The 26,456-nt window shown below is 68.4% G+C and carries 26 protein-coding genes; 23 read left to right on the plus strand and 3 right to left on the minus strand.

Annotated elements, in window-relative coordinates; translation table 11 throughout:
- Nucleotides 1–2: 2 nt before the first annotated feature.
- The 6 genes from rpmF (at nt 3) to ftsY (ending at nt 7,347) form a co-directional block, all read left to right on the plus strand.
- Nucleotides 3–194 carry a 50S ribosomal protein L32 gene (gene rpmF, locus BN1186_RS01525; RefSeq protein ID WP_074436882.1) on the plus strand — a complete coding sequence of 64 codons (192 nt, stop codon included), beginning with the start codon at nt 3–5 and terminating at the stop codon, nt 192–194.
- Complete coding sequence (gene rnc, locus BN1186_RS01530) at nt 134–898, plus strand: ribonuclease III (RefSeq protein WP_074436883.1); 765 nt, start codon at nt 134–136, stop codon at nt 896–898. Before rpmF ends, rnc begins: the two co-directional genes overlap by 61 nt.
- Nucleotides 891–1,730: a bifunctional DNA-formamidopyrimidine glycosylase/DNA-(apurinic or apyrimidinic site) lyase gene (mutM, locus tag BN1186_RS01535; RefSeq protein WP_040281859.1), complete on the plus strand. Its 840-nt coding sequence runs from the start codon at nt 891–893 to the stop codon at nt 1,728–1,730. Before rnc ends, mutM begins: the two co-directional genes overlap by 8 nt.
- Before the next feature lie 32 nt (nt 1,731–1,762).
- A complete protein-coding gene (locus BN1186_RS01540) occupies nt 1,763–2,296 on the plus strand; it encodes a GtrA family protein (protein WP_218975374.1) in 534 nt (177 codons plus the stop codon).
- A 2-nt stretch (nt 2,297–2,298) separates the two neighbouring features.
- Nucleotides 2,299–5,868, plus strand: coding sequence for a chromosome segregation protein SMC (gene smc / locus BN1186_RS01545; RefSeq protein ID WP_040281863.1), 3,570 nt, complete (start codon nt 2,299–2,301; stop codon nt 5,866–5,868).
- A 273-nt stretch (nt 5,869–6,141) separates the two neighbouring features.
- Nucleotides 6,142–7,347 carry a signal recognition particle-docking protein FtsY gene (ftsY, locus tag BN1186_RS01550; protein WP_040281865.1) on the plus strand — a complete coding sequence of 402 codons (1,206 nt, stop codon included), beginning with the start codon at nt 6,142–6,144 and terminating at the stop codon, nt 7,345–7,347.
- Nucleotide 7,348: 1 nt separating this feature from the next.
- Here the strand turns inward: ftsY and BN1186_RS01555 are convergent, their stop codons facing one another.
- Nucleotides 7,349–9,493: a RecQ family ATP-dependent DNA helicase gene (locus BN1186_RS01555; RefSeq protein WP_040281867.1), complete on the minus strand. Its 2,145-nt coding sequence runs from the start codon at nt 9,491–9,493 to the stop codon at nt 7,349–7,351.
- Between the two features lie 94 nt (nt 9,494–9,587).
- On the opposite strand from BN1186_RS01555, the gene ffh reads away from it, so the two are divergent.
- Both ffh and BN1186_RS01565 read left to right on the plus strand, forming a co-directional pair.
- Entirely contained in the window at nt 9,588–11,141 is a 1,554-nt protein-coding gene (gene ffh, locus BN1186_RS01560; protein WP_040281868.1) for a signal recognition particle protein, read from the plus strand.
- Nucleotides 11,141–12,214: an amidohydrolase family protein gene (locus tag BN1186_RS01565; protein WP_040281870.1), complete on the plus strand. Its 1,074-nt coding sequence runs from the start codon at nt 11,141–11,143 to the stop codon at nt 12,212–12,214. Before ffh ends, BN1186_RS01565 begins: the two co-directional genes overlap by 1 nt.
- 81 nt (nt 12,215–12,295) lie before the next feature.
- Here the strand turns inward: BN1186_RS01565 and BN1186_RS01570 are convergent, their stop codons facing one another.
- On the minus strand, nt 12,296–13,234 hold the full coding sequence (locus tag BN1186_RS01570; RefSeq protein WP_040281872.1) for a hypothetical protein: 939 nt from the start codon (nt 13,232–13,234) through the stop codon (nt 12,296–12,298).
- Between the two features lie 442 nt (nt 13,235–13,676).
- Here BN1186_RS01570 and BN1186_RS01575 point away from each other — a divergent pair, with 442 nt between their 5' ends.
- On the plus strand, nt 13,677–14,696 hold the full coding sequence (locus BN1186_RS01575) for a S49 family peptidase (protein WP_052459645.1): 1,020 nt from the start codon (nt 13,677–13,679) through the stop codon (nt 14,694–14,696).
- Nucleotides 14,697–14,710: 14 nt separating this feature from the next.
- Here BN1186_RS01575 and BN1186_RS01580 read toward each other — a convergent pair whose 3' ends face one another.
- Nucleotides 14,711–15,058, minus strand: coding sequence for a metallopeptidase family protein (locus BN1186_RS01580; protein ID WP_040281876.1), 348 nt, complete (start codon nt 15,056–15,058; stop codon nt 14,711–14,713).
- A gap of 227 nt (nt 15,059–15,285) precedes the next feature.
- Between BN1186_RS01580 and rpsP the strand changes: the two genes are divergently transcribed.
- The 14 genes from rpsP (at nt 15,286) to dprA (ending at nt 26,452) form a co-directional block, all read left to right on the plus strand.
- Nucleotides 15,286–15,804: a 30S ribosomal protein S16 gene (rpsP, locus tag BN1186_RS01585; protein WP_040281878.1), complete on the plus strand. Its 519-nt coding sequence runs from the start codon at nt 15,286–15,288 to the stop codon at nt 15,802–15,804.
- 2 nt (nt 15,805–15,806) lie between these two features.
- Complete coding sequence (locus tag BN1186_RS01590; protein WP_040281880.1) at nt 15,807–16,055, plus strand: RNA-binding protein; 249 nt, start codon at nt 15,807–15,809, stop codon at nt 16,053–16,055.
- A 64-nt stretch (nt 16,056–16,119) separates the two neighbouring features.
- Nucleotides 16,120–16,638 (plus strand): ribosome maturation factor RimM, encoded by a 519-nt coding sequence (rimM, locus tag BN1186_RS01595; protein ID WP_040281881.1) that lies wholly within the window; start codon nt 16,120–16,122, stop codon nt 16,636–16,638.
- Nucleotides 16,635–17,333, plus strand: coding sequence for a tRNA (guanosine(37)-N1)-methyltransferase TrmD (trmD, locus tag BN1186_RS01600; protein ID WP_040281883.1), 699 nt, complete (start codon nt 16,635–16,637; stop codon nt 17,331–17,333). The genes rimM and trmD overlap by 4 nt, the downstream gene beginning before the upstream one ends.
- A gap of 172 nt (nt 17,334–17,505) precedes the next feature.
- Nucleotides 17,506–18,183: a succinate dehydrogenase cytochrome b subunit gene (locus BN1186_RS01605; protein WP_246043202.1), complete on the plus strand. Its 678-nt coding sequence runs from the start codon at nt 17,506–17,508 to the stop codon at nt 18,181–18,183.
- Complete coding sequence (locus tag BN1186_RS01610; protein WP_040281885.1) at nt 18,180–20,195, plus strand: fumarate reductase/succinate dehydrogenase flavoprotein subunit; 2,016 nt, start codon at nt 18,180–18,182, stop codon at nt 20,193–20,195. Before BN1186_RS01605 ends, BN1186_RS01610 begins: the two co-directional genes overlap by 4 nt.
- Complete coding sequence (locus tag BN1186_RS01615; RefSeq protein ID WP_040281887.1) at nt 20,192–20,947, plus strand: succinate dehydrogenase/fumarate reductase iron-sulfur subunit; 756 nt, start codon at nt 20,192–20,194, stop codon at nt 20,945–20,947. The genes BN1186_RS01610 and BN1186_RS01615 overlap by 4 nt, the downstream gene beginning before the upstream one ends.
- A 211-nt stretch (nt 20,948–21,158) precedes the next feature.
- Nucleotides 21,159–21,506, plus strand: coding sequence for a 50S ribosomal protein L19 (gene rplS, locus BN1186_RS01620; RefSeq protein ID WP_040281889.1), 348 nt, complete (start codon nt 21,159–21,161; stop codon nt 21,504–21,506).
- A gap of 123 nt (nt 21,507–21,629) precedes the next feature.
- Nucleotides 21,630–22,439 carry a signal peptidase I gene (gene lepB, locus BN1186_RS01625; RefSeq protein ID WP_082031059.1) on the plus strand — a complete coding sequence of 270 codons (810 nt, stop codon included), beginning with the start codon at nt 21,630–21,632 and terminating at the stop codon, nt 22,437–22,439.
- Nucleotides 22,436–23,071, plus strand: a complete 636-nt coding sequence (locus tag BN1186_RS01630) for a ribonuclease HII (protein WP_246043208.1) — start codon at nt 22,436–22,438, stop codon at nt 23,069–23,071. Before lepB ends, BN1186_RS01630 begins: the two co-directional genes overlap by 4 nt.
- Nucleotides 23,068–23,382, plus strand: a complete 315-nt coding sequence (locus BN1186_RS01635; protein ID WP_040281892.1) for a DUF2469 domain-containing protein — start codon at nt 23,068–23,070, stop codon at nt 23,380–23,382. Before BN1186_RS01630 ends, BN1186_RS01635 begins: the two co-directional genes overlap by 4 nt.
- Before the next feature lie 72 nt (nt 23,383–23,454).
- Nucleotides 23,455–23,823, plus strand: coding sequence for a YraN family protein (locus BN1186_RS01640; RefSeq protein ID WP_040281894.1), 369 nt, complete (start codon nt 23,455–23,457; stop codon nt 23,821–23,823).
- Complete coding sequence (locus BN1186_RS01645) at nt 23,820–25,352, plus strand: YifB family Mg chelatase-like AAA ATPase (protein ID WP_040281895.1); 1,533 nt, start codon at nt 23,820–23,822, stop codon at nt 25,350–25,352. The genes BN1186_RS01640 and BN1186_RS01645 overlap by 4 nt, the downstream gene beginning before the upstream one ends.
- Entirely contained in the window at nt 25,349–26,452 is a 1,104-nt protein-coding gene (dprA, locus tag BN1186_RS01650) for a DNA-processing protein DprA (RefSeq protein ID WP_082031060.1), read from the plus strand. The genes BN1186_RS01645 and dprA overlap by 4 nt, the downstream gene beginning before the upstream one ends.
- Nucleotides 26,453–26,456: the final 4 nt, after the last annotated feature.

Below are 26,456 nucleotides of genomic sequence, written 5' to 3' on the forward strand. Positions count from 1 at the left end.
TCATGGCCGTTCCGAAGCGGAAGATGTCGCGCAGCAACACCCGTTCGCGCCGTGCGCAGTGGAAGGCAAGCGTGGTTCCCACGGTCGTGTGCGCCAACCCCGCGTGCCGTGAGCCCCACCTGCAGCACACCGCGTGCCCGAGCTGCGGCCAGTACGGCCCGCGAGGGACGCGTCGCCAGGTCGTCGAGGCCTGATCCCTACTCACCCCGCGAGCCCGGGGGTGAGCAGGCTTGAAAACCAGCTGAAGGAGCTGGGCGTCGAGGTGGACGCCCAGCTCTTTGAGCTGTCCTTCACCCACCGCAGCTTCTCCTACGAGAACTCGGTGCCGTCGAACGAGCGGCTCGAGTTCCTGGGCGACGCGGTGCTGCAGATCGTGGTGACCGAACACATCGTGCGGGCGTATCCGGATCTTGCTGAGGGGCACCTCGCGAAGCTGCGCGCCTCCGTGGTGAGCTCCACACCGCTGGCGAAGCTGGCCCGGTCGCTGGAGTTGGGCGGCCATCTGCGGCTCGGCAAGGGTGAGATCGCCACCAACGGCCAGGACAAGACGTCGATTCTGGCCGACACCATGGAGGCGGTCATCGGCGCGATCCACCTGTCCCAGGGGCCCGAGGCTTCTGCGCGGTTCATCCACCACAACTTCGATCCGCTGATCACCGCCGCCGCTGATTCGGGCGACTACGCCGATTACAAGACCGTGCTCCAGGAACTGACCGCAGCCCGCGGATGGGGACTGCCCCGCTACGAGGTGGTGGGCACCGGCCCGGACCACAAGCGCAGCTTCACCGCAGTGGTGTTCGTGGAGGAACGTCCGGCGGGCGAGGGGGTCGCCCCCAGCAAGAAGCGCGCCGAGCAGATCGCCGCGCGACTGGCTGTCGCGGAGCTGTCCGGTGCCTGAGCTGCCTGAGGTCGAGGTCGTCCGCCGCGGCCTCGAGCGCCACGCCACCGGCCACACCATCACAGACGTCACCGTGTTGCACCCGCGGCCCGTGCGCTACCACCCGATCGGCCCGGACGCCTTCCGCGCAGACCTCGGCGGCCGCCGGATCGATGGCGTGCTGCGCCGGGGCAAGTACCTGTGGGTCGTGCTGGGGGACGACGCGCTGGTGGCGCACCTCGGGATGAGCGGTCAGTTCCGGTTCAACGCACCCGGCGACGAGCATGTGCGCAACACCAGGGTCATCTTCCACCTCGACGACGCGACGGAGCTGCGCTTCGTCGACCAACGCATGTTCGGCGGCCTGGAGCTGCGCCCGGGGCTGGCTGACTGCCCAGTGCCGCACATCGCGCTCGACCCGTTTGATCCCGCGTTCGATGCCCGGAGCGTGGCGGCGCGGATGCGGGCCAAACGCACCACCGTCAAACGGGCGCTGCTCGACCAGAGGCTGATCAGCGGAGTGGGCAACATCTACGCGGACGAGGCGCTGTGGCGCACACGGATCCACTTTGACACGCCCACCCAGGAGCTCGGCCCACGCAAGGCCGTCGAGTTGGTCCGTACCGCCGGCGAGGTGATGGAGGAGGCGTTGGAGGAGGGCGGCACGTCGTTCGACAGTCTCTATGTCAACGTCAACGGCGAGTCCGGCTACTTCTCCCGGGCACTCAACGCCTATGGTCGCGAGGGAGAGCCGTGCCGCCGGTGCGGTCGCCCCATCGTGCGGCGGGTCTTCATGAACCGCAGCTCATACCTCTGCCCCGCCTGCCAGCGGGCCCCGAAAGGACGCGTGTGAACGACCAACGCAAGGCGCGGTATCGCAGGAACGTGGGGCAGTTCATCAAGTTCGGCATCGTCGGCGGCTCCGGCGTGCTGGTCAACATGCTGGTCGCCATCATCATGAACCGGCTCAACGGCGGCTCACAGAACGCGCAGAACGTGCTGTGGTCCATCCCCGGCACTGACTTCAACGTGCGCTTCACCGTGGCCGTCTGGGTGGGCGCCTTCCTCGTGGCCAATCTCTACAACTTCCAGCTCAACCGCTGGTGGACGTTCCAGAGTTCGAAGCACGCCGGCTGGTGGAAGGAGTTCTGGCCGTTCCTCGCAGTCGGCTCCGTGGCGGCTGTGGTGGGCCTGGCGATCAAGCTGCTGCTGACCAACCCTAGCCCGCTCTACCTGCCCGAACCGTACTTCCATGAGGACCGCGGCCTCCAGTCCCGCGAGTACTGGTCCCAGCTCATTGCGATTGTGCTGACCATGCCGATCAACTTCATCGTCAACAAGGTCTGGACCTTCCGCGCCGTGCGCCCCTCGAAGCTGGCGGACGCCGAAGTTCCGGTCGACGAGAGGTCCGCGACCTAGCCATGTACCTGAAGAAGCTCACCCTGCGGGGGTTCAAGTCCTTCGCGTCGGCGACGACGCTGGTTTTCGAGCCAGGCATCACGTGCGTCGTCGGGCCCAACGGGTCCGGCAAGTCCAACGTGGTCGACGCACTCAGCTGGGTGATGGGTGAGCAGGGCGCCAAGTCGCTGCGCGGTGGGAAGATGGAAGACGTCATCTTCGCCGGCACCGCCAAGCGGGCCCCGCTGGGTCGCGCCGAGGTGGAGCTGACCATCGACAACACCGACGGCGCGCTGCCCATCGAGTACGCCGAGGTGACCATCACCCGCACGATGTTCCGCTCGGGCGGCTCGGAGTACGCGATCAACGGCACGCCCGCACGCCTGCTGGACGTGCAGGAACTCCTGAGCGACTCCGGCATCGGCCGCGAGATGCACGTGATCGTCGGCCAGGGCCAGCTCGATGCCATCCTGCAGGCCACCCCGGAATCCCGCCGCGGCTTCATCGAGGAGGCCGCCGGCGTTCTGAAGCATCGCAAGCGCAAGGAGAAGGCGCTGCGGAAGCTGGAATCCACCAACGCGAACCTCGAGCGACTGCAGGACCTGGTGGGGGAGCTGCAGCGCCAGCTCAAGCCCCTGGGCCGCCAGGCGCAGGCCGCGCGCAAGGCAGCGGTCATCCAGGCTGAGCTTCGCGACGCCAAGGCCCGCCTCCTGGCAGACGACCTGGCCACGGCACAGGCCAAACTGAAGGCGGAACTCGCCGACGAGGCGGCCGCAGAGCAAGCGAAGGCACGCGCCGAGAATGACGTGGCCGAGGCGCAGGCCGCGGAGGAGGCCGCCGAGCGCCGGCTCCGCGCCGCCGCGGCTGATTTCGATGCCGCCCAGGAGCAGTGGTACGCCCTGGCCGGACTTCGGGAGCGGGTCACCACCACCATCTCGATCTCCGCGGAACGCATGCGGGCCGGCGAGAACCAGCCCACCCTCGACGTCGGCGGTCGCGACCCCGACAAGCTCGAGGCGGAGGCCGCAGACGTCCGCGTCAAGGAGCAGGGCCTCCGGCGCGAAGCTGAGGCCGCCAACACCGCGCTGACCGACGCGACGCTGCGGCGCAACGGCGCGGAACAGGAACACTCCGCCGCGGAACAGGCCTACAGCTCCGCGCTGCGCGCCATTGCGGACCGGCGCGAGGGACTGGCCCGCCTCACCGGCCGGGTCAACTCCTTCAGCTCCCGACTCGAGGCCTCCGACGAGGAGATCGCCCGGCTCGACGCCCGCCGCACCGAGGCGCTGTCGCGCGCCGAGGAAGCCGCGTCGAAGTACCACCAGACCGAATCGTCGCTGGCGGGCCTCGGCGCCTCGGAATCGGACCTTGACGCCGAGTATGAACGGGCCGCCGCGGCGCTGGAGGCACTCGAAGCCAAGGCCGCCGAGCTGAAGGGACAGGAAGCCGACGTGGCCAAGCGCCGCGCGGGGCTCAGCGCCCGCGTCGAGGCGCTGCGCCTCATGACCCAGCGCAAGGACGGCTCCGCGGACCTGCTCAACGCGGGCCGCGACGATGTGGTGGGCCGCCTGAGTGATCTGTTGACCGTCGAGCAGGGCTGGGAGGCCGCCGTCTCAGCCGCGCTGCGTGGGCTGGCCGAGGCCGTCGTCGTGCAGGGGCTCGACGGCGCGCTGGCCGCAACCCGGCACATGGCAGACGAGGATCTCGGCCGCGCCCCCCTCGTGGTTTCTTCGCTGGTTGAGCCGGCCGCCTCCGAGCTTGCGAGGAGCGGGGCCGTGTCGAAACCGGGTGAGCTCCCCATTCTCCTCAACCGCATCACCGCCCCCGACCATCTGGTGGGCGCGCTCGAACGCCTCCTCGGCGACACCGTCGCCGTCGAGACCGCCGAGGACGCGGCCCGCGTCGCGGCCGATAACCCCGAGCTGGTCGTCGTGACGCGTGCGGGGGACCTGTTCTCCTCCTGGCTCGTGGAGGGCGGCACCGCGGCGGCTCCTTCGCTGCTGGAGGTGCAGGCGCAGCTCGCCGAGGCCGAGGAGGCGCTCAGCGCTGCGGGCCACGAAAGGGACAGGCTCAAGTTCGCCGCCGACGAACTCGCGGACGAGCTCGAGGCAGCCCGCGGCGACGAGAACGCCGCGTTGGCCCGGCTGCACGACTCCGATGCGCAACTCGCGGCGGTCGCCGACCAGCTCGGCTCGTTCCGGCAGGCTCAGGCCTCCGCCACCAAGGAGGCCGAACGGCTTGCCGAGGCCATCGAGGCCGCCCGCTCCGCACGCACCCGCGACGAGGAGCAACTCGCGGAGCTGACCGCCCGTCTCGAGGCCGCGTCGACGGAGGAGGACGTGGCCGAGCCGGACCCGGCGGAGCGCGATGAGAAGGCGGCGCAGGCCCGGCGGGCGCGGCAGGCTGAGATGGATGCGCGGCTGGCGTTGCGTTCCATCGAGGAGCAGATCAAGGCCATCTCCGGCCGGGCCGAGTCCCTGCTGAGGGCCGCGCAGAACGAGCGGCAGTCGAGGGCCAAGGCCAGACAGCGCGCGGAGCAACTCCGCCGCGAGGGCGAGGTCGCCCGCGTCGTGCATGAGGCGGCGCTGGTGCTGGCCGAACGCGTCGAAGGCACCCGACGTAAGGCCGCCGCACAGCGAGACGCCGCGGATCAGGCCCGCCGGGAGGCAGAATCCGGCACCACCCAGGCCCGGCACGCGTCGAAGGCGGCCTCGCAGCGGCTCGATGAGATCGTGCGCGGCGCGCACCGCGACGAGATGGTGCGCATCGAGCACCGCATGCGCATCGAGCAGCTTGAGGACCGGGCGCTCAGCGAACTCGGGCTGGAGCCGGAGCAGCTCGTCACCGAGTACGGCCCGGATCAGCTGGTCCCCGTCTTCACCCGCCCGGACGGGACGGCCCTCACTGAGGACGACGAGCAGCCCGAGCCTGTGCCCTACGACCGGGACCAGCAGACCTCGCGGCTCCGCAAGGCCGAGCGGAACCTGGCAGTGCTCGGCCGGGTCAATCCGCTCGCGCTCGAGGAGTTCGACGCGATGACCGCCCGGCACCAGTTCCTCGCCGAACAGCTCGACGACCTGCGCCAGACCCGCTCTGACCTCATCGACATCGTCGCCGAGGTGGACAAGCGAGTCCAAGAGGTGTTCGAGGCCGCCTACCGCGACGTGGAGGAGAGCTTCGACAAGGTCTTCGCCCGTCTCTTCCCGGGCGGCGAGGGCAAGCTGGTCCTGACAGATCCCGGCAACTGGCTGACCACCGGCGTCGACGTCGAGGCCCGGCCCGCAGGCAAGCAGGTCAAGCGCCTGTCCCTGTTGTCCGGTGGCGAGCGTTCCTTGGTGGCGGTGGCGTTCCTGGTCTCGCTGTTCATCGCGCGGCCCAGCCCCTTCTACATCCTCGACGAGGTGGAGGCCGCGCTCGACGACGCCAACCTCGGCCGACTCCTGGGCATCTACGAGGAGCTGCGCGCCTCGTCCCAGCTGATCGTCATCACGCACCAGAAACGCACGATGGAGATCGCCGATTCGCTCTACGGCGTCACCATGCGCGGGGACGGCATCTCCACCGTGGTGTCCCAGCGTCTCGCAGCCGACTGATCCGCGCCGAGGCTCATCGAGCCGGGCAACCGCCACGACGGCGGAATCCCCCACCGACACCAGCGTCACGCGCCAACCGTCGATGGTGGCGCTGTCCCCGATGCCGAGGCGGATGTGGCTGGGCGGTGTGGTCATCGGCGCTGGCGGCGTGGATGTTCCAGCGTGAGACGCGGGGCCCGCCGGGGTGCTGGTGGACGGATCGGTCCCGGTGCCTGGGGGCCGGCCTGCGCACAGCCCATGAGCAGCGCCCGCTCGAGGACGCCCCGCTAGAATGTGCGCGTGGATTGGTTTTTTTGGGTAATCATCGGGATCATCGGCCTGGCCATCATCGTCGCCGGCGTGATCATCACCATCGACGGGCGTCGCCAGCGGGAGCTTCAGACTGAGCAGAAGCCGGAGATCGAGCCCACCGAGGTGGAGCCGCCGGTCGTCGCGCCCGAGGAACTGCAGCCTGCTGGCGACGAGCCCGCGGCCGTCGAGGTGGAGCCCGCCCCATCGGCGGTGGAGCCTGAGCCCGAGCCGGTCGTCGTCGAGCCCGAACTGGATCAGCCCGAGGCGCCCACCTCCAGGTGGGCACGCCTCCGCCGCCGCCTGTCCACCAGCAACAACGCGCTGGCCCGCGCCCTGGGCGACCTGCTCAGCGCCGACAAGCTCGACGAGGACGTCTGGGACGACTTCGAAACCACCCTCATCACCTCGGATCTGGGCGTCGGCCCCACCATGGAACTCACTGAGGCGCTGCGCAAGGAACTGGCCATCGACGGCGTGGCTGACCCGGAGCGCGCCAAGGCCGTGCTGCGCTCCGAGCTGCTCAAGCTCGTCGACCCCACGCTGGACCGCTCCCTGAACCTCACCCCCGCCAAGGACGGCGACCCCGCCGTCGTGCTGGTGGTGGGCGTCAACGGCACCGGTAAGACCACCACCGTCGGCAAGCTGGCCCGCGTGCTGGTGGCCGAAGGCAAGACCGTCACCCTGGGCGCTGCAGACACCTTCCGCGCCGCGGCAGCCGAGCAGCTGGCCACATGGGGCGAGCGGGTGGGCGTCGAGACCGTCCGCTCGCACGAGGGTGCTGACCCCGCCTCCGTGGCGTTCGACGCGGTGGCCAAGGGCGTCGACGACGGCGTGGACGTCGTGATCGTCGACACCGCCGGCCGCCTGCACACCAAGACCGGCCTGATGGACGAACTGGGCAAGGTCAAGCGGGTCATCGAGAAGAAGGCCGCGGTCAACGAGGTGCTCCTCGTGCTGGACGCCACCACCGGCCAGAACGGCATGACGCAGGCGCGCATCTTCGCCGAGGTGGTCGACGTGACCGGCATCGTGCTGACCAAGCTCGACGGCTCCGCCAAGGGCGGCATCGTGATCCAGGTGCAGCGCGAGCTGGGCGTGCCCGTCAAGCTCGTGGGTCTCGGTGAGGGCGTCGACGACCTGGCGCCGTTCGACCCCGAAGGCTTCGTCCAGGGCATCCTGGGCGAGTGAGCTAGGCCACGCTGGCCAGCGCGAAGGGAAGCACCGACGCGGCGCCGGCGCGTCGCAGCAGGCGCCCGGCCACGGTCAGCGTCCAGCGCGAATCCACCAGGTCATCGACCAGCAACACCGGGCCATCCAGCTCCGTGACCCGCTGCGCCATGGCCTGCGGCACCCGGAAGCGATGCCACACGTCACGCACCCGGAAGGCGCTGTTCGTGGCCCGGTTCAGGGGCTCAGCCTCCGGGTTGAGATCCAGCGGCCCCAACAGTTCGAGACGCCCCGCGCGGGAGATCCCCGTTGCCAGCGACTCCACCAGCTGTGGCCGCGACAGGCTGGGCACCCAGGTGACGGCGACGGGGCGCTCGGCCCAGCCCCACTCCTTCAGCACGCGCAGGCAGGCCGTGGCTAGCTCGGCCGGCACCTCGCCGTCCACAGCCACCCCTTCTGGGCCCGGCGTGAAGAGCTCCCGGAGCGCGTTGCCGTAGCCGAGGTCCGTCAGGCGGGCCACCACCCTCCCCTCCGTGAGCCTCTCCTCGGTGGGGATCTTGGTCTTGAACGCCTTCCCTTCCGCGTCCACGACCCTCAGTTGGTCCAGACCTGAGGGCCACTGGGCCCGTGGGGGGATGGGCACGCCCACCTGATCCAGCGAGCTGCGGGCCTGCTCGGCCGCCTCGACGGCGACCTCTGTGGGGTACCAGATCCCGGCGCAGGTGTCGCAGCGTCCGCACGGGGCAGCGGTGGGATCGTCCAGCTCCGCCGTGAGGAACTCCATCCGGCAACTGCCCTGCGGCAGTTTCTGGTATTCGATCATGGCCTGTTGCTCCGCGACGCGGGCCGCGGCGATCCGGTCGTAGCGTTCCTGGTCGTAGACCCACGGCTGCCCGGTGGCGACCCACCCGCCCTGAACTGCCTCCACCGCGCCGTCGACTGCGAGTACCTTCAGGAGCAACTCCAGTTGGGTGCGACGGATGTCCACCCTCGCCTCGAGGGCGGGCGTGGTCAGCGGACGGCCCTCCGCAGCGAGCGCCTCGATGATGGCCGACGCCTTCGACTCGGTGGGCATGGCGTTGGTGGCGAAGAAGTGCCAGATGTCACGGTCCTCTTGGCCGGGCAGCAGCAGCACGTCCGCATGGTCCGTGGCTCGGCCCGCGCGGCCCACCTGCTGGTAGTACGCCACCGGTGAGGAAGGGGCCCCGAGGTGCACGACGAAGCCCAGATCCGGCTTGTCGAAACCCATCCCGAGTGCCGAGGTGGCGATGAGTGCCTTGACCTCGTTGTTCTTCAGCGCCCGCTCAGCGGATTCGCGTTCAGCCGCATCCGTGCGACCCGTGTACGGCAGCACCTCGTGGCCCGCCGTGCGCAGCGCGGCCGCCGTATCCTCCGCCGCCGCCACCGTGAGGCAGTAGACGATCCCGCTGCCGGGTAACTCGCTCAGATGCTGGGTGAGCCAGGCCAGCCGACGCCAGGACGTGCCCAGGTCCAGGACGCCGAGGCGTAGCGAGTCTCTGGCCAGGCCTCCGCGCAGCGTGAACACCTCGTGCCCGCCGGCGGCCATCTGCTCGGCCACGTCGTCGACGACGCGCTGGTTCGCGGTGGCGGTGGTGGCCAGGACGGGCACCCCGTCGGGCAGTTCCTCGATGAGGGTGCGCAGGCGCCGGTAATCCGGCCGGAAGTCATGACCCCAGTCGCTGATGCAGTGGGCCTCGTCGATGACCAGCATGCCGGCGCGCTCGAGCAGCCGTGGGAGTTGCTCCGCCCGGAACTTGGGGTTGACCAGCCGCTCCGGCGAGACGAACAGCACGTCGACCGAATCCTCGGCCAGCCGCTGCTCGATGTGGCCCCACTCCGTGACGTTGGCCGAGTTGATGGCCACCGCCTTCACCCCGGCGCGCTCGGCGGCCGCCTCCTGGTCGCGCATCAGCGCGAGCAGGGGAGAGATGATCAGCGCCGGCCCGTGCCCGGCGCGGCGGCGCAGCAACGCGGCGATGAAGTAGACCGCAGACTTGCCCCAGCCGGTGCGCTGCACCACCAGGGCCCGCCGCCCGTGCTCGGTGAGGGCCTCGATGGCCTCGCGCTGACCGGGATGGAACTGCGCGTCAGGCCGGTTGGTGAGGTGCTGCAGGATGCCGAGTGCTTCGTCGCTCATGTCACCCATCGAAGCACGGGCCTCAGACAACCGGTACAAGTTATCCACAGGTGGCCATTGGGTATCCTGGTTCGGTTGCCTCCCACCTCGAAGGAATCACGACGTGTTTGATACTCTGCAGGACCGGCTCGCGTCGGCATTCAAGGGGCTGCGCTCCAAGGGCCGGCTGACCGAAGCCGACATCGACGCCACCATGCGCGAGATCCGCATCGCGCTGCTGGAAGCCGATGTGAACCTCGGCGTGGTCAAGGAGTTCATCTCCGCGGTGAAGACGCGCGCGCTCGACGCCGAGCTGTCCAAGGCGCTCAACCCCTCGCAACAGGTCATCAAGATCGTCAACGAGGAACTGGTCGCCATCCTCGGTGGGGAGGCGCGCACCATCCGGTTCGCCAAGCGCCCGCCCACCGTGATCATGCTCGCCGGTCTCCAGGGCGCCGGTAAGACGACCCTGGCGGGCAAGCTCGGCAAGTGGCTCAAGTCGGAGAAGCACACGCCGCTCCTGGTCGCCGCCGACCTCCAGCGGCCCAACGCCGTTCAGCAGTTGCAGATCGTCGGTGAGCGGGCCGGTGTCCATGTCTTCGCGCCGGAGCCGGGCAACGGCGTCGGCAACCCCGTCGATGTGGCCCGCCAGTCCATCGCGCATGCGGAGGCGAAGCTGTACGACGTGGTCATCGTCGACACCGCCGGACGCCTCGGCGTCGATGCGGAGCTGATGCAGCAGGCCGCCAACATCAAGGCGGCCGTCAACCCGGACGAAACACTGTTCGTCGTCGACGCCATGATCGGCCAGGACGCCGTCAACACGGCCAAGGCGTTCGACGAGGGCGTGGGCGTCGACGGCGTGGTCCTCACCAAGCTAGACGGCGACGCCCGCGGCGGTGCGGCCCTCTCGATCGCACGCGTGCTGGGCAAGCCCATCATGTTCGCCTCCAACGGTGAGGCGCTGACAGACTTCGACATGTTCCACCCTGACCGGATGGCCTCGCGCATCCTGGGCATGGGTGACGTGTTGACCCTCATCGAGCAGGCGGAGAAGACCTTCGACGCCGAGCAGTCGCGCGCCGCGGCCGAGAAGCTGATGAGCAAGAACTCGTTCGGCCTGCAGGACTTCCTCTCGCAGATGCAGCAGCTGCGCAAGATGGGCCCCATGTCGAAGATCCTCGGCATGCTGCCGGGCGCCGGGCAGTTCAAGCAGGCCATCAATGAGATCGACGAGAAGGAGATCGACCGCATCGAGGCGATCATCTTCTCCATGACCCCGAAGGAGCGCGACGACGTCGCCATCCTCAACGGCTCCCGTCGCGCCCGCATCGCCCGCGGCGCCGGGGTGGAGGTCTCAGACGTCAACAAGCTGGTCAACCGCTTCGTCGAGGCGCGCAAGATGATGGAGTCGATGGCCGGTGGCTTCCCCGGGATGGGCGGCATGCCGGGCGGGATGCCCGGTATGCCTGGGATGCCCGGCATGGGCGGCCGCAAACAGAAGCGCCAGCAACACAACCAGAAGGGCAAGAAGGGACGCCGCGGCACCGCCCGTCCCGCAGGAGCCAACAGGGCCGTCGCCCAGCCGAAGGCGCCGGAGATCCCGCAGAGCCTCGACGAGTTCGAGTTGCCGCCGGAGCTGCAGAAGATGTTCAACGAGAACAAGCCCAGGTTCTGATGACCCGCCCGCTGCATATCCACGGCACGTTCCTCCCGGAGGACGAACCCCGCGACCTGTGGATCGTCGACGGGGTGCTGACCGACGAGCCCGCCGCCAACGCTGAGACGCTCGCGCGGAACGCTTTCGTGGTGCCCGGCTACGTGGATGCACACTGCCACATCGGCGTGGGTGCCCAGGGACCCGTCGACGACGAGACCATCCGGCGCCAGGCGCTGCAGGACCTCGGTGGCGGCACCATGCTGATCCGCGACGCGGGCTCGCACGCAGATACCCGATGGGTACAGGGCGACGAGACCCTGCCGCGGCTGATCCGTGCCGGGCAGCACATCGCGCGGCCCAAGCGGTATGTCCGCTACCTGGGGGTGGAGGTGGAGCCGGAGCAGCTCGTCGAGCAGGCCAGGCACGAGGCGCGCTCCGGCGACGGCTGGGTCAAACTGGTGGGGGATTGGATCAACCGGAGCGCAGGCGACCTCGCACCGCTGTGGCCCGCCGACATCGCGGCTGCCGCCATCGAGGCAGCCCATGACGAGGGAGCCCGCGTCACAGCGCACTGCTTCGGCGAACAGTCCGTCCACGAACTGGTGGCCGCCGGCATCGACTGCATCGAGCACGGCACCGGGCTCAGCGACGACGGGATCGACGAGATGGTCCGCCGCGGCACCGCGCTGGTGCCCACCATGATCAACCTCGAGCGCTTCCCCCAGTACGCGGGGCCGGCGCAGGAGAAGTTCCCCACCTATTACGCGCACATGATGGACCTCTACGCGCGACGCAAGGAGACCATCGGCAAGGCGGTCGAGGCTGGGGTCCAGGTTTACGCCGGCACTGACGCGGGCACTGTCATCGAGCACGGCCGCATCCGCGACGAGATCGATGCGCTGGCCGAGGTGGGTGGGAGCGTTTTCGCCATCGGCGCAGCCAGTTGGCGTTCCCGCACGTGGCTGGGGGCGGACGCGCTCCTCCCTGGAGCCAGCGCAGACCTGATCGTCCTCGACGCGGATCCGCGGGTGAGCCTCGAGACGATCCGCTCTCCCCGGGCCCTCGTCCTGCGGGGCCGCGTGATCAGCTGATCTGGTCCCTGAGCGTGAGCCCCAGCGAACGACGAAGGGCCCCGCAGCGCTGACGGCAGCTTCACCCCCCGCCTTGGCCCGTCAGTTGAAGCGCACCATGTTGTTGAACTGCCAATCGGTCTTCTGGACGAACTGGCCGTTCTCGACGGCGATGAAGGTGGCACGCACGAAGGAGCGGCAGGCGTTGCGACCGGTCAGCGCGGTGTCGCATTCCGTGCGCCACTGACGGCCGTCCGCGGCGGACCAGGAGCCCGTGTTGCCCAGCGGGTTGCCCCGCCACAGCGTGCGCGGCGACGCCGCGTACGTGAGGTTGTTGAACGCCCAGCCGGTGGTCTGCACGTAGGCGCCGTCGACCAGGGCGATGGTGGTGGCCCTGATCTCGGTGCGGCAGCGCTCGGTCTGCGAGTAGGGCTCGCAGCGGGTGCGCCACTCGCGGCCGTTGAGCAGGTGCATGCCCGGGGTGGTGTAGACGTCGAACCCGGCCGGGGCCGGCTGGGCGCCGACGCGGTAGACCATGGGGATTTCCTGGTACGTGGTGCCGAGCTGCGCCTGCAGCAGCGCGACCCCGGCGCTGTCGCCGGAGACGGTGATGCCGCGCTGGGCCACACCAGGTGTGGGGAAGATGGCGGCGAGGCTGCCGTCGGCCAATTGGGCGGCATAGCGGTCCTGCAGTGCGCTGACCGCAGCCTCCACCTTGGTGTAGGGGATCCGCGCGGGCGTGAAGGTGACGCGGGTGGCGCCGGCGCTGCGCATCTTGGCGCGCAGGTCCTCCTGCATGCTGGGCCAGGTGAGGACGGAGTTGTCGAGGTAGACCACTTCGGCGGCGAGGCTCTTCAGCTCCCACGAGTCCACGGAGCCGGGGAAGATGTAGTCCCAGCCCTTCACGATCTCCACCACCCGCTGGCCTTTGCTGGAGGTGGGGGAGGGGGTGGGGTAGTCAGCCCGGGCGACGCCGCCGGTGCTGAGGATCAGGGCGACGGCGGAGAGGAGCACGAGCCCCCAACGTACGGCGGTCTTCATCGCAGGAACTTCCCTTCACTCTTGGCTCTCACATCAGCGGCTTCCGGCTCGGGCCGTTGACTAGTGTCTACCACTGGGCGCCGACAATTCCACCCCCGCACTGGTCTGACCCTTGACCCGGCCATGGATAGGCTGGGCCGACAGCACCGAGGAGGCAGCAGAGCGCATGAGTGACAATCCCCAGAACTTTCCCCCGCCATCGGCCGGTGAACGAGGCGCGGACATCCCTGATCCGGTGCCCGCGACGGCGCCTCAGGCACCCCGAGCACCGCAGGCGCCGGCGCGGGCACCGGATCAGGGATGTCCGCGCCTCGTTCACCGGCCCGTCTCTTATCACCCTCTCCCAGCCCACGAGACCGTACTAGATCTCGTATGCGGCAAGCGGGGCGGGTTCGCGCGCGGCTTCGGCGGCGGCCTCGGGTTCGGGATCGGGTTGGGCGCCATGCTGTTGGTCACCTCACTGGTCTCTCTGATCACCATGATCGGCAGCCTCGCGGCCCTCACACCCTCGGAGGCGGGCACCGCCACCACCAACCTGACCACCATCTGGGGCAGCGGCAGCGAGCGGCTGCGGGCCATCAACGTCTCCGGTGCCATCCTCTCTGATGCCTCCGACGGCGCGCTGCTGGCCGCCGGCACCTTCGGCAACGAGGTGGCCAAGCAGATCGACGAACTGACCTCCGAGGATGCCTCCGGCCTGTTGCTGCTGGTCAACACACCCGGCGGCAGCATCGGCGGCTCCCGCGCGATCAGCGACGCCGTCGAGCGATACCAGGAACGCACGGCGAACAGGGTGCTGGTGCACGTGACGTCCATGTCTGCATCGGGCGGCGTCTACGCCACCGCGTCGGCCGACGAGATCATCTCCGACCACGGGGCCCTGATCGGCTCCATCGGCGTGATCTTCGGCCCGTTCACGCAATACACCGACGTGGTGGGCACCACCGGCAACATCCTCGAATCCGGGGTCACCACCACCGGCGGCATCACCCAGGAGTACCTGAGCCAGGGCACCGGCAAGGACTTCGGTAACCCCTACCGGCCCATGACGGATGAGGAACGCGCCAACTACACCTCAGGCCTCAAGGTGGAGTACGACAACTTCGTCGAGCACGTCAGTCAACACCGCGACATCCCGTCGGAGAAGATCGTCAACGACCTGGGCGCCTTCATGTTCGATCCGGAGACGGCCCAGAACCACGGCCTCATCGACGGCATCATGGGCCGCGACGAGTTCTTCCGCCACGCGGCCGAATCCGCAGGCCTCGATCCGGATGACACCCGGGTGGAAGCCGTGCGCGCTCCGAGTGCATGGGAGTCGCTGCTCGGCGCCGAGCGCCCGTTCGGGTCTGCGCCCGCCGTCGACCAGGGCCCGGGCGTGGTTCCTGCGCTCAGCCGCTCGTTCTGTGGCGGCACCCAGCCGCTGGCGTTCGCCGGTGACCTCGCCGGGGTCTGCGGCTGAGCCCGGGGCGCGCGCTAGCCCCAGCCGAGCTCGTGGAGGGAGTCCTCCTCGATGCCGTGGTAGTGCCCAAGTTCGTGGACGAGGGTGATCCAGATCTCCTCGTACAACTCGTCCTCGGTCTCGCAGAGGCGCGTCAGCGGCCCCTGGAACAGGACGATCCGGTCCGGCAGTTGCCCGAAGCCGTAGGTTTCGCCCCGGTCGGTCAGGGAAGTGCCCTCATACCAGCCGAGCGTGTCTGAGTCGTCCTCCGGTTCGTCCTCGATCACGAAGATGAGGTTGTCCAGATGCTCGGTCAGGGGAGCGGGCAGCATCTCGAGGGCCTCCTCGACGAGGGCCTCGAACTGATCCGCGCTGAGCTCCACGTCACCGATCCTATGCGGGCGGTGGCGGAGCCCTGCCTCCGGCGCCTCTGGGTTTTGGGCCGATGCCGCCACATCTGGCACAATGGCCGGTGCACCTCGTCTCGGCGTGCCCTCTCACGCGCCTCGACGGGACCCCCTTGGTTTACGCGCAGTGTGCCCCACACTCTGCGCGGCGCCTTTCGACACAGCCTCATCCCGAGGCACACACAACAGGAGACACCACACACGTGGCTACCAAGATTCGTCTGAAGCGTCTCGGCAAGATTCGCTCGCCCCACTACCGCATCATCGTCATCGACGAGCGCGCCAAGCGCGACGGCCAGGCCATCGAGGAGATCGGCCTGTACCACCCGAAGAACGACCCCAGCGTCATCCGTGTCGACTCGGAGCGCGTGCAGTACTGGCTCGGCGTGGGCGCACAGCCCACCGAGGCCGTCGTCGCCATCCTGAAGCGCACCGGTGACTGGCAGAAGTTCTCGGGCGACACCTCGCCGTCCGGCGTGGACCCGCAGCCCGAGCCCCGCGACCGCGAAGCCGAGTTCGCCGCCGCCCTCGCCGAGGACGCCGACGCCGCCGCGCCGGCCATCTCGAAGGCCAAGAAGAAGGCCGAAGAGGAAGCTGCCAAGAAGGCCGCTGAGGAAGAGGCCGCGAAGAAGGCTGCCGAGGATGAGGCCGCCAAGGCTGACGAGGCCCCGGCCGAGGAAGCCCCGGCTGAAGACGCCGAGGCTCCCGCCGAAGAGGCCTGATCATGCTCGCTGAAGCCCTGGAGCACCTCGTTGCGGGGATCGTGTCGAATCCCGACGACGTGACCGTCAGGGACAAGGACCTGCGCCGTGGTCGCCTGCTCGAGGTGCGCGTGCACCCCGACGACGTGGGCAAGGTGATCGGCCGCCAAGGCCGCACCGCCCAGGCGCTGCGCACCCTTGTCGGTGCGCTGGCCGGTAATGAGAGTGTCCGGGTCGACTTCGTCGACGTGGACCGGCCCCGCCGCCGCTGACCATTACCACCCGCGATGCCCCGGAACTCATCTGAGCCCGGGGCATCGCTGTTGAGGATTGAAGATGAGTGAGATCGAAGTCGTCGTCGGCCGGATAGGACGGGCCCACGGCATTCGGGGCGACGTGTTCATCGACGTGCGCACCGACGAGCCCGGCCGGCGCTTCGTCGAGGGCGCCACGCTGTGGCTGGGGGAGAAGCGCCGGCCGCTGAAGCTGACTTCCGTGCGCTGGAACAAGGGCAAGCTCGTGGTGAGCTTCGCCGACGTGCCGGACCGCACGGCAGTGGAGGCACTCAACGGCGAGTTCCTCTACGACCTGGTGCCCGAAGCGGAGTTGCCCAGCGAACCGGAGGAGTACTTCGACCGGCAGCTCGTGGGGCTGACGGTTCGCGACCACACCGGTGCCGAGCGCGGCGCCGTCGCCGAGGTGCTGCACCTTCCCGCACAGGACGTATTGCGCATCGACGTCGCCGGCGAGGACCGGCTGGTGCCGTTCGTCGCGGCCCTGGTGCCCACCGTCGACATCGACGGGGGCTATCTTCAGCTGGCAGACGTCGAGGGACTGTTGGAGGACGTCGAATGAGGCTCGACGTGGTCACGATCTTCCCGGACTACTTCGCGCCCCTGCAGCTGTCCCTGGTCGGCAAGGCCATCGACAAGGGCATCATCGAGGTCGCCGTGCACGACCTGCGCGACTGGACCCATGACCGGCACAACACCGTCGACGACACGCCGTACGGCGGCGGCGCCGGCATGGTGATGAAGCCCGAGCCGTGGGGCGAGGCGCTCGACGCCCTCGAAGCGGCGGATGACCGGCCCATGACCATCGTCGTCCCGACACCTGCGGGCCGTCCGTTCACGCAGGCCCTGGCCTACGAACTCGCAGCCAGGCAGCGGCTGGTGTTCGCCTGCGGCCGCTACGAGGGCATCGACCAGCGCGTCATCGACCACTGCGCCGAGCGCTATGAACTCGTCGAGGTCAGCCTGGGCGACTATGTGCTCAACGGGGGAGAGGTGGCCGCGCTGGCCGTCACGGAGGCCGTGGTGCGGTTGTTGCCCGGCGTGGTCGGCAACCCCGAGTCCCTCGTCGAGGAGTCGCACTCGCCCGAGCATCCGCTCCTCGAGTACCCGAACTACACCAAGCCCCCCGTCTGGCGGGGCCGCGAGGTGCCGGAGATCCTGTTCAGCGGGCACCACGCCAACGTCGCGAAGTGGCGCCTGGAACAGGCCACGGAACGCACCCGGGCCCGTCGCCCGGACCTGCTCGACGAGGCCTGAACCACCGCTTCGCTCTCAGCGAATTAGGTGAGCCGAACCGCACCTAAATGTGGCATCGCGACGCGCTGTCCGCTAACCTGCCCCCTTCCCCCACAGGCCGACATGGGTTGGCTAGAGTGGCGCCGTGGCAACAAATCTCACCATTCATCAACGTGCGAGACGAAGCACGGTCGTGAAGAAGGTCATCATGGCGGTGACCGGTCTCATCATGATCGCTTTCCTCCTCATGCACATGTACGGCAACCTGAAGATGTTCTACACAGCGGACAACTTCTACGCGTTTGACCATTACGCGCACTGGCTGAAGGGCAAGACCGACGACGGCGGCATCTTGTACCCGATCATGCCGGCGGGCACCTTCATCTGGGTGTTCCGCTTCGCTCTGCTGCTCTCGGTCATCCTGCACATCTGGTCGGCGGCAACCCTCTCGGCGAAGACCCTCGCTGAGCGCGGCGACAAGTACGTCAACACCAAGAAGAAGGTCCAGACCTACTCGGCGCGCACCATGCGCTGGGGCGGCATCATCATCGCGGCCTTCCTGATCTTCCACCTCATCCAGTTCACCATCGTGCCGGGCTCCCTCGGCGCCGGTGGCAGCGGTGAGCACCCGCACCTGATGGTGCTGGCCAGCTTCAGTAACTGGTGGATGGTCGTGCTCTACGCCATCTGCATGGTGCTGATCTGCATGCACATCCGCCATGGCTTCTGGAGCGCGTTCGCGACCCTGGGCGGCAACCTGAGCGCGAAGTCGCGCCAGCTGCTCAACGTGCTGGCCATCATCGTGGCCGCCGTGCTGTTCATCGGCTTCATGATCATGCCGCTCGCTGTTCTGATTGGAGTCATCGGATGACCGAGACCACCGCAACCGCCCCCGTGGCGACCGATTACTGGGCCGTCGGTGAGGACATCGCCGACACCAAGGCCCCACAGGATGTCAGCATCGACAAGGTGTGGCAGACCCGCCAGTTCCAGGCACGCCTGGTCAACCCGGCCAACCGTCGCAAGCTCAGCGTCATCATCGTCGGCACCGGCTTGGCCGGTGGCGCAGCCGCCGCCACGCTCGGCGAGGCCGGCTACAACGTGCTGAACTTCTGCTACCAGGACAGCCCGCGTCGCGCCCACTCGATCGCCGCCCAGGGCGGCATCAACGCGGCCAAGAACTACCGCAACGACAACGACTCGACGCACCGTCTGTTCTACGACACGGTCAAGGGTGGCGACTACCGCGCCCGCGAGACCAACGTCTACCGCCTCGCCGAGGTGTCGGCCAACATCATCGACCAGTGCGTCGCGCAGGGTGTGCCTTTCGCCCGCGAGTACGGCGGCCTGCTCGACACCCGCTCGTTCGGTGGCGTGCAGGTGCAGCGCACCTTCTACGCCCGCGGCCAGACAGGTCAGCAGCTGCTGATCGGCGTCTACCAGCAGCTGGAGCGCCAGATCGCCGCCGGCACGGTGAAGATGTACGCCCGCCACGAGATGATCGAACTGATCGTGGTCGACGGCCGTGCCCGCGGCATCGTGACCCGCAACATGATCAACGGCAAGATCGAAGCGTGGACGGCCGACGCCGTCGTGCTCGCCACCGGCGGCTACGGCAACGTCTTCTTCCTCTCCACCAACGCCATGGGCTGCAACGTGACCGCCAACTGGCGTGCACACCGCAAGGGCGCCTACTTCGGCAACCCCTGCTACACGCAGATCCACCCCACCTGCATCCCGGTGCACGGCGAGACCCAGTCGAAGCTGACGCTCATGTCGGAGTCGCTGCGTAACGACGGCCGGATCTGGGTGCCCAAGAACGCGGAGGACTGCGCGAAGGACCCGCGTCAGATCCCCGAGGAGGCGCGCGACTACTACCTCGAGCGCATCTACCCGGCGTTCGGCAACCTGGTGCCGCGTGACATCGCGTCGCGCCAGGCGAAGAACATGTGCGACGAGGGTCGCGGTGTGGGCCCGGCCGTCACCGAGATCGGCGAGGACGGCGTCGAGCGCCAGGTCCGTCGCGGCGTCTACCTGGACTTCTCCGATGCGATCAACCGCATGGGTCAGAAGACTGTGGAGGCCAAGTACGGCAACCTCTTCGACATGTACCAGCAGATCACCGGTGAGAACCCGTACGAGGTGCCGATGCGCATCTACCCGGCGGTGCACTACACCATGGGTGGCCTGTGGGTCGACTACGACCTCCAGTCCTCCATCACGGGTCTGTACGTGACAGGCGAGGCGAACTTCTCGGATCACGGCGCCAACCGTCTCGGTGCGTCGGCCCTGATGCAGGGTCTGTCCGACGGCTACTTCGTGCTGCCCAACACCATCAACGACTACCTGGCTGACGCCCCGTTCGAGAAGATCGGGCAGGATCACCCCGCCGTCGTCGAGGCTGTCGGAACGGCCCGTGCCCGCATCGAGAAGCTGCTCAGCATCCAGGGCACCCGCTCCGTCGACTCCTACCACAAGGAGCTCGGGCAGATCATGTGGGAGTACTGCGGCATGTACCGCACGGAGGAGGGCCTCAAGAAGGCCATCGGTCTCATCCGTGCCCTCAAGGAGGACTACTGGAGTAACGTGCGCGTCACCGGCGTGAACGAGGACTTCAACCAGGCCCTCGAGCGGGCCGGTCGCGTGGCGGACTTCTTCGAGCTCGGCGAACTGATGTGCATCGATGCCCTGCACCGTCGCGAGTCCTGCGGCGGCCACTTCCGCGGCGAGTCCCAGACGGAGGAGGGCGAGGCGTTGCGTCACGACGACGAGTTCCTCTACGTCGGCGCCTGGGAGTGGACAGGTGAGGGCAGTAAGCCCGTCCTGCACCGCGAACCCCTCGTCTACAAGGCAATCGAACTGAAGCAACGGAGTTACAAGTGAAGCTCAAGCTACGTATCTGGCGTCAGGCCGGCCCCAACGCCGCCGGCAAGATGGTCGAGTACGACCTGGACGGCGTGTCCGAGGACATGTCGTTCCTGGAGATGCTTGACCTGCTCAACGAGAACCTCACGCAGCGCAACGAGGAGCCGGTGGCCTTCGACCACGACTGCCGCGAAGGCATCTGTGGCATGTGTGGCGTCGTCATCAACGGCGTCGCGCACGGTGGCAGCGAGTTCCGCACCACCACCTGCCAGCTCCACATGCGTTCCTTCGAGGACGGTGCCACGATCGATATCGAGCCCTGGCGCGCAGGCGCGTTCCCGGTGATCAAGGACCTCGCGGTGGACCGCACCGCGCTCGACCGCATCATCCAGGCCGGCGGCTTCATCTCCTCGAACACCGGTTCGGCTCCGGACGCACACGCGAGCCCGGCGCCGAAGCGCGAGGCAGATATCGCCTTCGACAACGCCACCTGCATCGGCTGCGGCGCCTGCGTCGCGGCCTGCCCGAACAGCTCCGCCATGCTGTTCACCGCGGCCAAGATCACGCACCTCGCGATGCTGCCCCAGGGCCAGCCTGAGCGGTACCGCCGCGTGAAGTCGATGGTGGCCCAGCACGACGAAGAGGGCTTCGGTAACTGCACCAACATCGGTGAGTGCGCAGCGGTCTGCCCCAAGGGCATTCCGCTGGAGTCCATCTCCCAGCTGAACCGTGACCTCATCAAGTCCATGTTCAAGGGCGACGGCAAGTAACAACCACCTGCCACAGCGGGGGAGGGGCGGCGCTTCGGCGCGCCCCTCCTTCTGATTTCCGCCAGCCGCGGCAAGCTGGCATAATGACTAGCCGTTGCCCACACCTGGGCAACCCCATCACCGACAGCTCCTGCCACGGGGGGAACGTCTGGTGCGTGATGGGCCAGAGCATACCGCGGTGGCCTGTGGCACTGACGGAAAGGCATAGATCATGACCAACCCGCTGATCCAAGAGGTCAACAAGGCGTCGCTGCGCGACGACATCCCCCAGTTCCGCGCCGGCGACTCCGTCAAGGTGCACGTCCGCGTCGTCGAGGGCAACCGCTCCCGTATCCAGGTGTTCGCCGGCGTCGTCATCGCCCGCAACGCCGGTGGCGTGCAGGAGGCCTTCACGGTCCGCAAGGTGAGCTTCGGTGTGGGCGTGGAGCGTACGTTCCCCCTGCACTCGCCCATCATCGAGAAGATCGAAGTCGAGCGCCGCGGTGACGTGCGTCGAGCCAAGCTGTACTACCTGCGCAACCTGCGCGGCAAGGCAGCCAAGATCCGCGAGAAGCGTTGATCTGCTCCCACGAGCATCACATGAACCGCCGGGCCCTGTGCCCGGCGGTTCTGCGTTCAGGCTGTCAGTGGGCGGCGGTATGCTCATGGGAGCGATCCCGCCTGATGTGTAAGGAAATGATTCGTGGCACCCAGCACTGAGCCCACCGAGCCGAGCGCTGCAGAGGCCCCTGACACCACCGGTGACGCCCAGAAGCAGGCACGTCCGAGTTTCGGGCGCCGGGTGCTGGGGTGGCTCACTGAGGGAGCACTGATCATCGTCGGGGCCATCGTGATCGCCACCCTGCTGCGCACCTTCGTCGGGCAGATGTTCGTGATCCCTTCCGGCTCCATGGAGAACACCCTCCAGGTGGGAGACAGGGTGCTGGTGGCGAAGTTCGGTGGCTTCCAACGCGGGGACGTCGTCGTCTTCGAAGACCCGGGCAACTGGCTGCCGCCCAGCACGCCCACGGAGAATCCCGTGCGGATCGCGCTGGAGTTCGTCGGTGTGCTGCCCAACTCCGGCACGGAGCACCTCATCAAGCGGATCATCGGCATGCCGGGTGACCACGTGCGCAGCACTGAGGACGGCTTCCTGGAGGTCAACGGGCAGAAACTCGACGAATCCGCCTATCTCTACGCGAGCGACGGTCTTCAGGTGGCGCCGTTCACCGTGCCGTTCGATATCGTGGTGCCCGCGGACCACATCTTTGTGCTGGGAGACCACCGCAACGCCTCCAACGATTCACGCTGTCGCCTGGCAGACGTCTCCCAGACGCCGGGCGAGCGGGCGTTCGTGCACGTCGACAAGGTGGTGGGATCCTCTGTGGCCATCGTCGCCCCCCTGCCCCGCCTGTCCACATTCACCGTCCCCGATACGTACGCCACGGTCCCGGATCCCGCTGAGCCTGCGCCGGCGAAACCGGACCTCATCCGTGTGGAGCCCGGCTGCTGATGATCCGCCCAGGCCGCGGCCCCTACGGGTACGAGCGCGCTCTGGTGCGCGCAGGGCTCGGCCCCGTCGCCGGGGCTGACGAGGCTGGCCGTGGGGCGTCGGCGGGCCCGTTGGTAGCCGCGGCGGTCATTCTCAACCCGAACCGGCCGATCAAGGGACTCGATGACTCCAAAGCCCTCACCCCGGCTGCCCGCGAACGACTCTACGAGGAAATCCTCCGGCGCGCCGTGTCCGTGGCCTGGGCACGCGTGGAGCCGGCGGAATGCGACGACCTCGGTATGCACCAGGCTGACCTGCACGGGCTGCGCCGAGCGGTCGGGCGCCTCGACGTCCAGGCCGGGTTCGTGCTGACAGACGGCTTCCCCGTCGACGGGCTGGCAGCCCCGGAGTTGGCGGTGTGGAAGGGCGACAAGGTCTCGGCGTGCGTCTCGGCCGCCTCCATCGTCGCGAAGGTCACCAGGGACCGGATCATGACGGAGTACGACGCCACCTACCCGCAGTATGGCTTCGCGATCCACAAGGGCTACAACACGCGGCTCCACCAGAGCGCGCTGGCCGAGCATGGGCCTTCTCCCATCCACCGCTGGTGCTTCGAGAATGTGCGGCTGAGCGCTAGGGTGGAGCAACTATGAGTGCTGAGGATCTTGAGCAGTACGAGAGCAAGCTGGAGCTTGACCTGTACCGGGAGTACAAGGACGTCGTGTCCATCTTCACCTACGCGGTGGAGACGGAGCGTCGTTTCTACCTGTGCAACGCTGTCGATCTCAAGGTGCGCACCGAGGGCGGCGACGTGTACTACGAGGTCTCCATGGGGGATGCCTGGGTGTGGGACATGTACCGCCCGGCACGCTTCGTGAAGTCCGCGAAGGTGCTGACGTTCCGCGACGTCTCCATCGAGGAGATCGCCCACTCCGAGCTCCAGGTCCCAGACAACAAGAAGTAGCACCTGCTCCACCTGTGGATAACGGTGATCGGGGACACCCTTTGGACATAAATGGGTCCGAGGTGATGACCCATGAACCACAAACAGACATTCGGGCGTCTGGGAGAACAACGAGCAACTGAACACCTGCTGGAGTGCGGGTGGCAGATCCTGGAACGAAACTGGCGCTGCAAGGAGGGCGAGGCCGACATCATCGCGCTCGACCCTGAAGCGCAGGCGTTGGTCGTCGTCGAGGTGAAGACGCGCGCGGGCACAGGCTACGGTTCTCCGCTGGAGACCATCACGTACGCCAAGGCGCGCCGCCTGCGCTCCCTTGCTGCCATCTACGCGCGTCAGAGCCGGACCTCCTACCCGCGGCTGCGCGTCGACGCCATCGGCATCCTCTGGCCCAAGGGCGGGGGCTCGGAATTGATCCACGCCCGCGGGATCGAGGAGCGGTGAGCCTGTCAGCATGGTCGGTGGCGCTGCAGGGCATCGACGGCATGCCTGTGGAGGTGGAGGCCGCGGAGGGAGGAGGTCTCCCGCGCACGCAACTCGTCGGCCTGCCGGACAAGGCCCTGGGGGAAGCGAAGGAGCGCGTGAAGGCCGCCGTGCGCGCCTGCGAGTTCGACTGGCCGGATCAGTTGGTCACCATCAACCTGTCTCCCGCCGGCCTACCCAAGACCGGCACCCACTTCGACCTGGCCATCGCCGTGGCCGCGCTCGGCCCCAAGGGCTACATCAAGCAGAGCGAAGCCCGGAAGACCGTGCTGCTCGGGGAGTTGGCTCTGGACGGCCGGGTGCGGAGGGTGCGCGGCATCCTCCCCGCGATGCTGGCCGCGGTGAAGGCCGGCTTCGAGCGCGCCATCGTGCCCAGCGGCCAGCAGGAGGAGGCCTCGCTCGTGCCCGGCATCGCGGTGGAGGGCGCCGGCCGGCTCGACGAGGTGATCAAGCTCGTCAACGGCCTCACCGTGGATGAGCCGGTGGAGGCGGCACCACCATCGGAGCCGCCCCCTGAGCCGTTCCACCAGTTCGTCCCGGATCTGGCAGACGTGGTCGGGCACGAAGAGGGCAAGTTCGCGCTCGAGGTGGCCGCCGCCGGCCGGCACCACCTGTTCCTCAGCGGAGCCCCCGGGGTGGGCAAGACCATGCTGGCCTCGCGGCTGCCCTCGATCCTCCCCGAACTCGACCCGGATGAGTCAGTGGAGGTCTCGGCCATCCACTCGCTGGCAGGCCACGAGTTGAAGGGGCTGATCACCACGCCGCCGTTCGCGGACCCACACCACTCCACCACCCAGGTGGCACTGGTGGGCGGGGGTTCAGGGGAGTTGAAGCCCGGCGCCATCTCACTGGCTCACCGCGGGGTGCTGTTCCTCGACGAGTGCCCGGATTTCGGGGCGAAACTGGACGCGCTGCGCACACCGTTGGAGAACGGCTGGATCACGGTCAGCCGGGCCCGGATGTCCACCCGCTTCCCGGCCAGGTTCCAACTGGTGCTCGCGGCCAATCCCTGCCCGTGCGGCCGGTATGGCGTGGCCGGGATGGACTGCACCTGCGAATCGGTGAAGGTGCGCCGCTACCAGGAGAAGTTGAGCGGCCCCATCCTCGACAGGATCGACATCAGGCACCAGATGGCCGGGGTCAACCGCGTGTTGCTCGATGCGGATCTCGTGGCGCCGGAGGCCAGCTCCGTGGTGCTGGGGCGGGTTCTCGAGGCCAGAGACCGTCAGCGCCACCGCTTGAGGCGCACACCGTGGACGACCAACGGCGAGGTGGCCGGCCCCTATCTGCGCAAGCAACTGCCGCTGCCCGATGACCTGGGTGTGCTCAACACGGCGCTGCAGCGGGGCATGATCAGCGCGCGCGGGGTCGACAAGGTGCTCAAGCTCGCCTGGACGCTGGCAGACCTGGCAGGCGTCGACAAGGTCACCGCCCGCGAGGTGCGCGTCGCGCTGGGTCTGCGGCAAGGAGAACAGGAGAGGGCGGCATGACAGGCAAGGAGAGGATGGCCCGGATGGGGCTGTGCGCGCTGACCCCGCTGGGGCAGCCCAACGTGATGGCTGCACTGGCGCAGTTCGGCCCCGTGGAGCTCTGGGAGGGCTTCCTGCAGCAGCCGGACACCACTTGGGGGCGGCGGGCCGAAGCCATCGACCTGCGCGGGCTGCAGCGCGCCACCGAGCGCTGCGGGGCCCGCTTCATCATCCCCGGAGACGACGAGTGGCCCGGCTGCCTGGCAGATCTCGACAGGGCGGAGGTAAGTAGGCAGACCGGGGAGCCCGTCGGCATGTGGGTGAAGGGGAGGCCGCTGACGGAACTCGGGGGAGGGGTGGCCATCGTCGGAGCACGCGCCTGCACCACCTACGGCGAGCACGCCGCAGTCACGCTGGCGGCGGACCTGGCCATGCAGGACAGGCTGATCATCAGCGGCCTGGCCTACGGGGTGGACGCGGCCGCGCACCGTGGGGCGCTGGGCGTGCGGGGCACCACGGTGGCGGTGGTGGCCAGTGGCGTGGACGAGCCCTACCCGGCCGCCAACGCGCGGCTGGCGCAGCGGGTTGAGGAGGCGGGCGCGGTGGTCTCGGAGCTTCCGCCCGGGTATCGGCCGTCCAGGCATGCCTTCCTGGCCCGCAACCGGATCATCGCGGCGCTGTCCGAGGCAGTGGTGGTGGTGGAGGCCGCAGATCGCTCTGGGGCCAAGAACACCGCGTCGTGGGGCAACGTTCTGGGCAGGCCTGTGCTGGCGGTACCGGGACCCATCACCTCGTCGCTGTCCTCGACGCCCCACAGGCTGATCCGCGACGGTGAGGCCATCCTGGTCACGTCGGCCGCGGAGATCGAGGCGGTACTCGCGCCGTTGGGCACCGTCGAGGAGCCCAGCGGGCGCGGAAAGGACAAGCCCATCGACCAGCTTCCGCTGCCGCTGCTGGAGATCCGGGAGGCCATCGGCGCGAAGGAGCAGGTCAGCGCCGCTCAGCTCTCGGCGCGGACGGGGCAGCCGATGATCGACGCCCTGTCCAACGCCGCCGAGCTCGTGGAGGCGGGCTGGCTGGACGAGGCCGCCGGACTGTTCTCGTTGCCCGCCCGGCGGTGACAAG

It is taken from the genome of Tessaracoccus massiliensis (assembly GCF_000826065.2).
GTDB lineage: Bacteria > Actinomycetota > Actinomycetes > Propionibacteriales > Propionibacteriaceae > Arachnia > Arachnia massiliensis_A.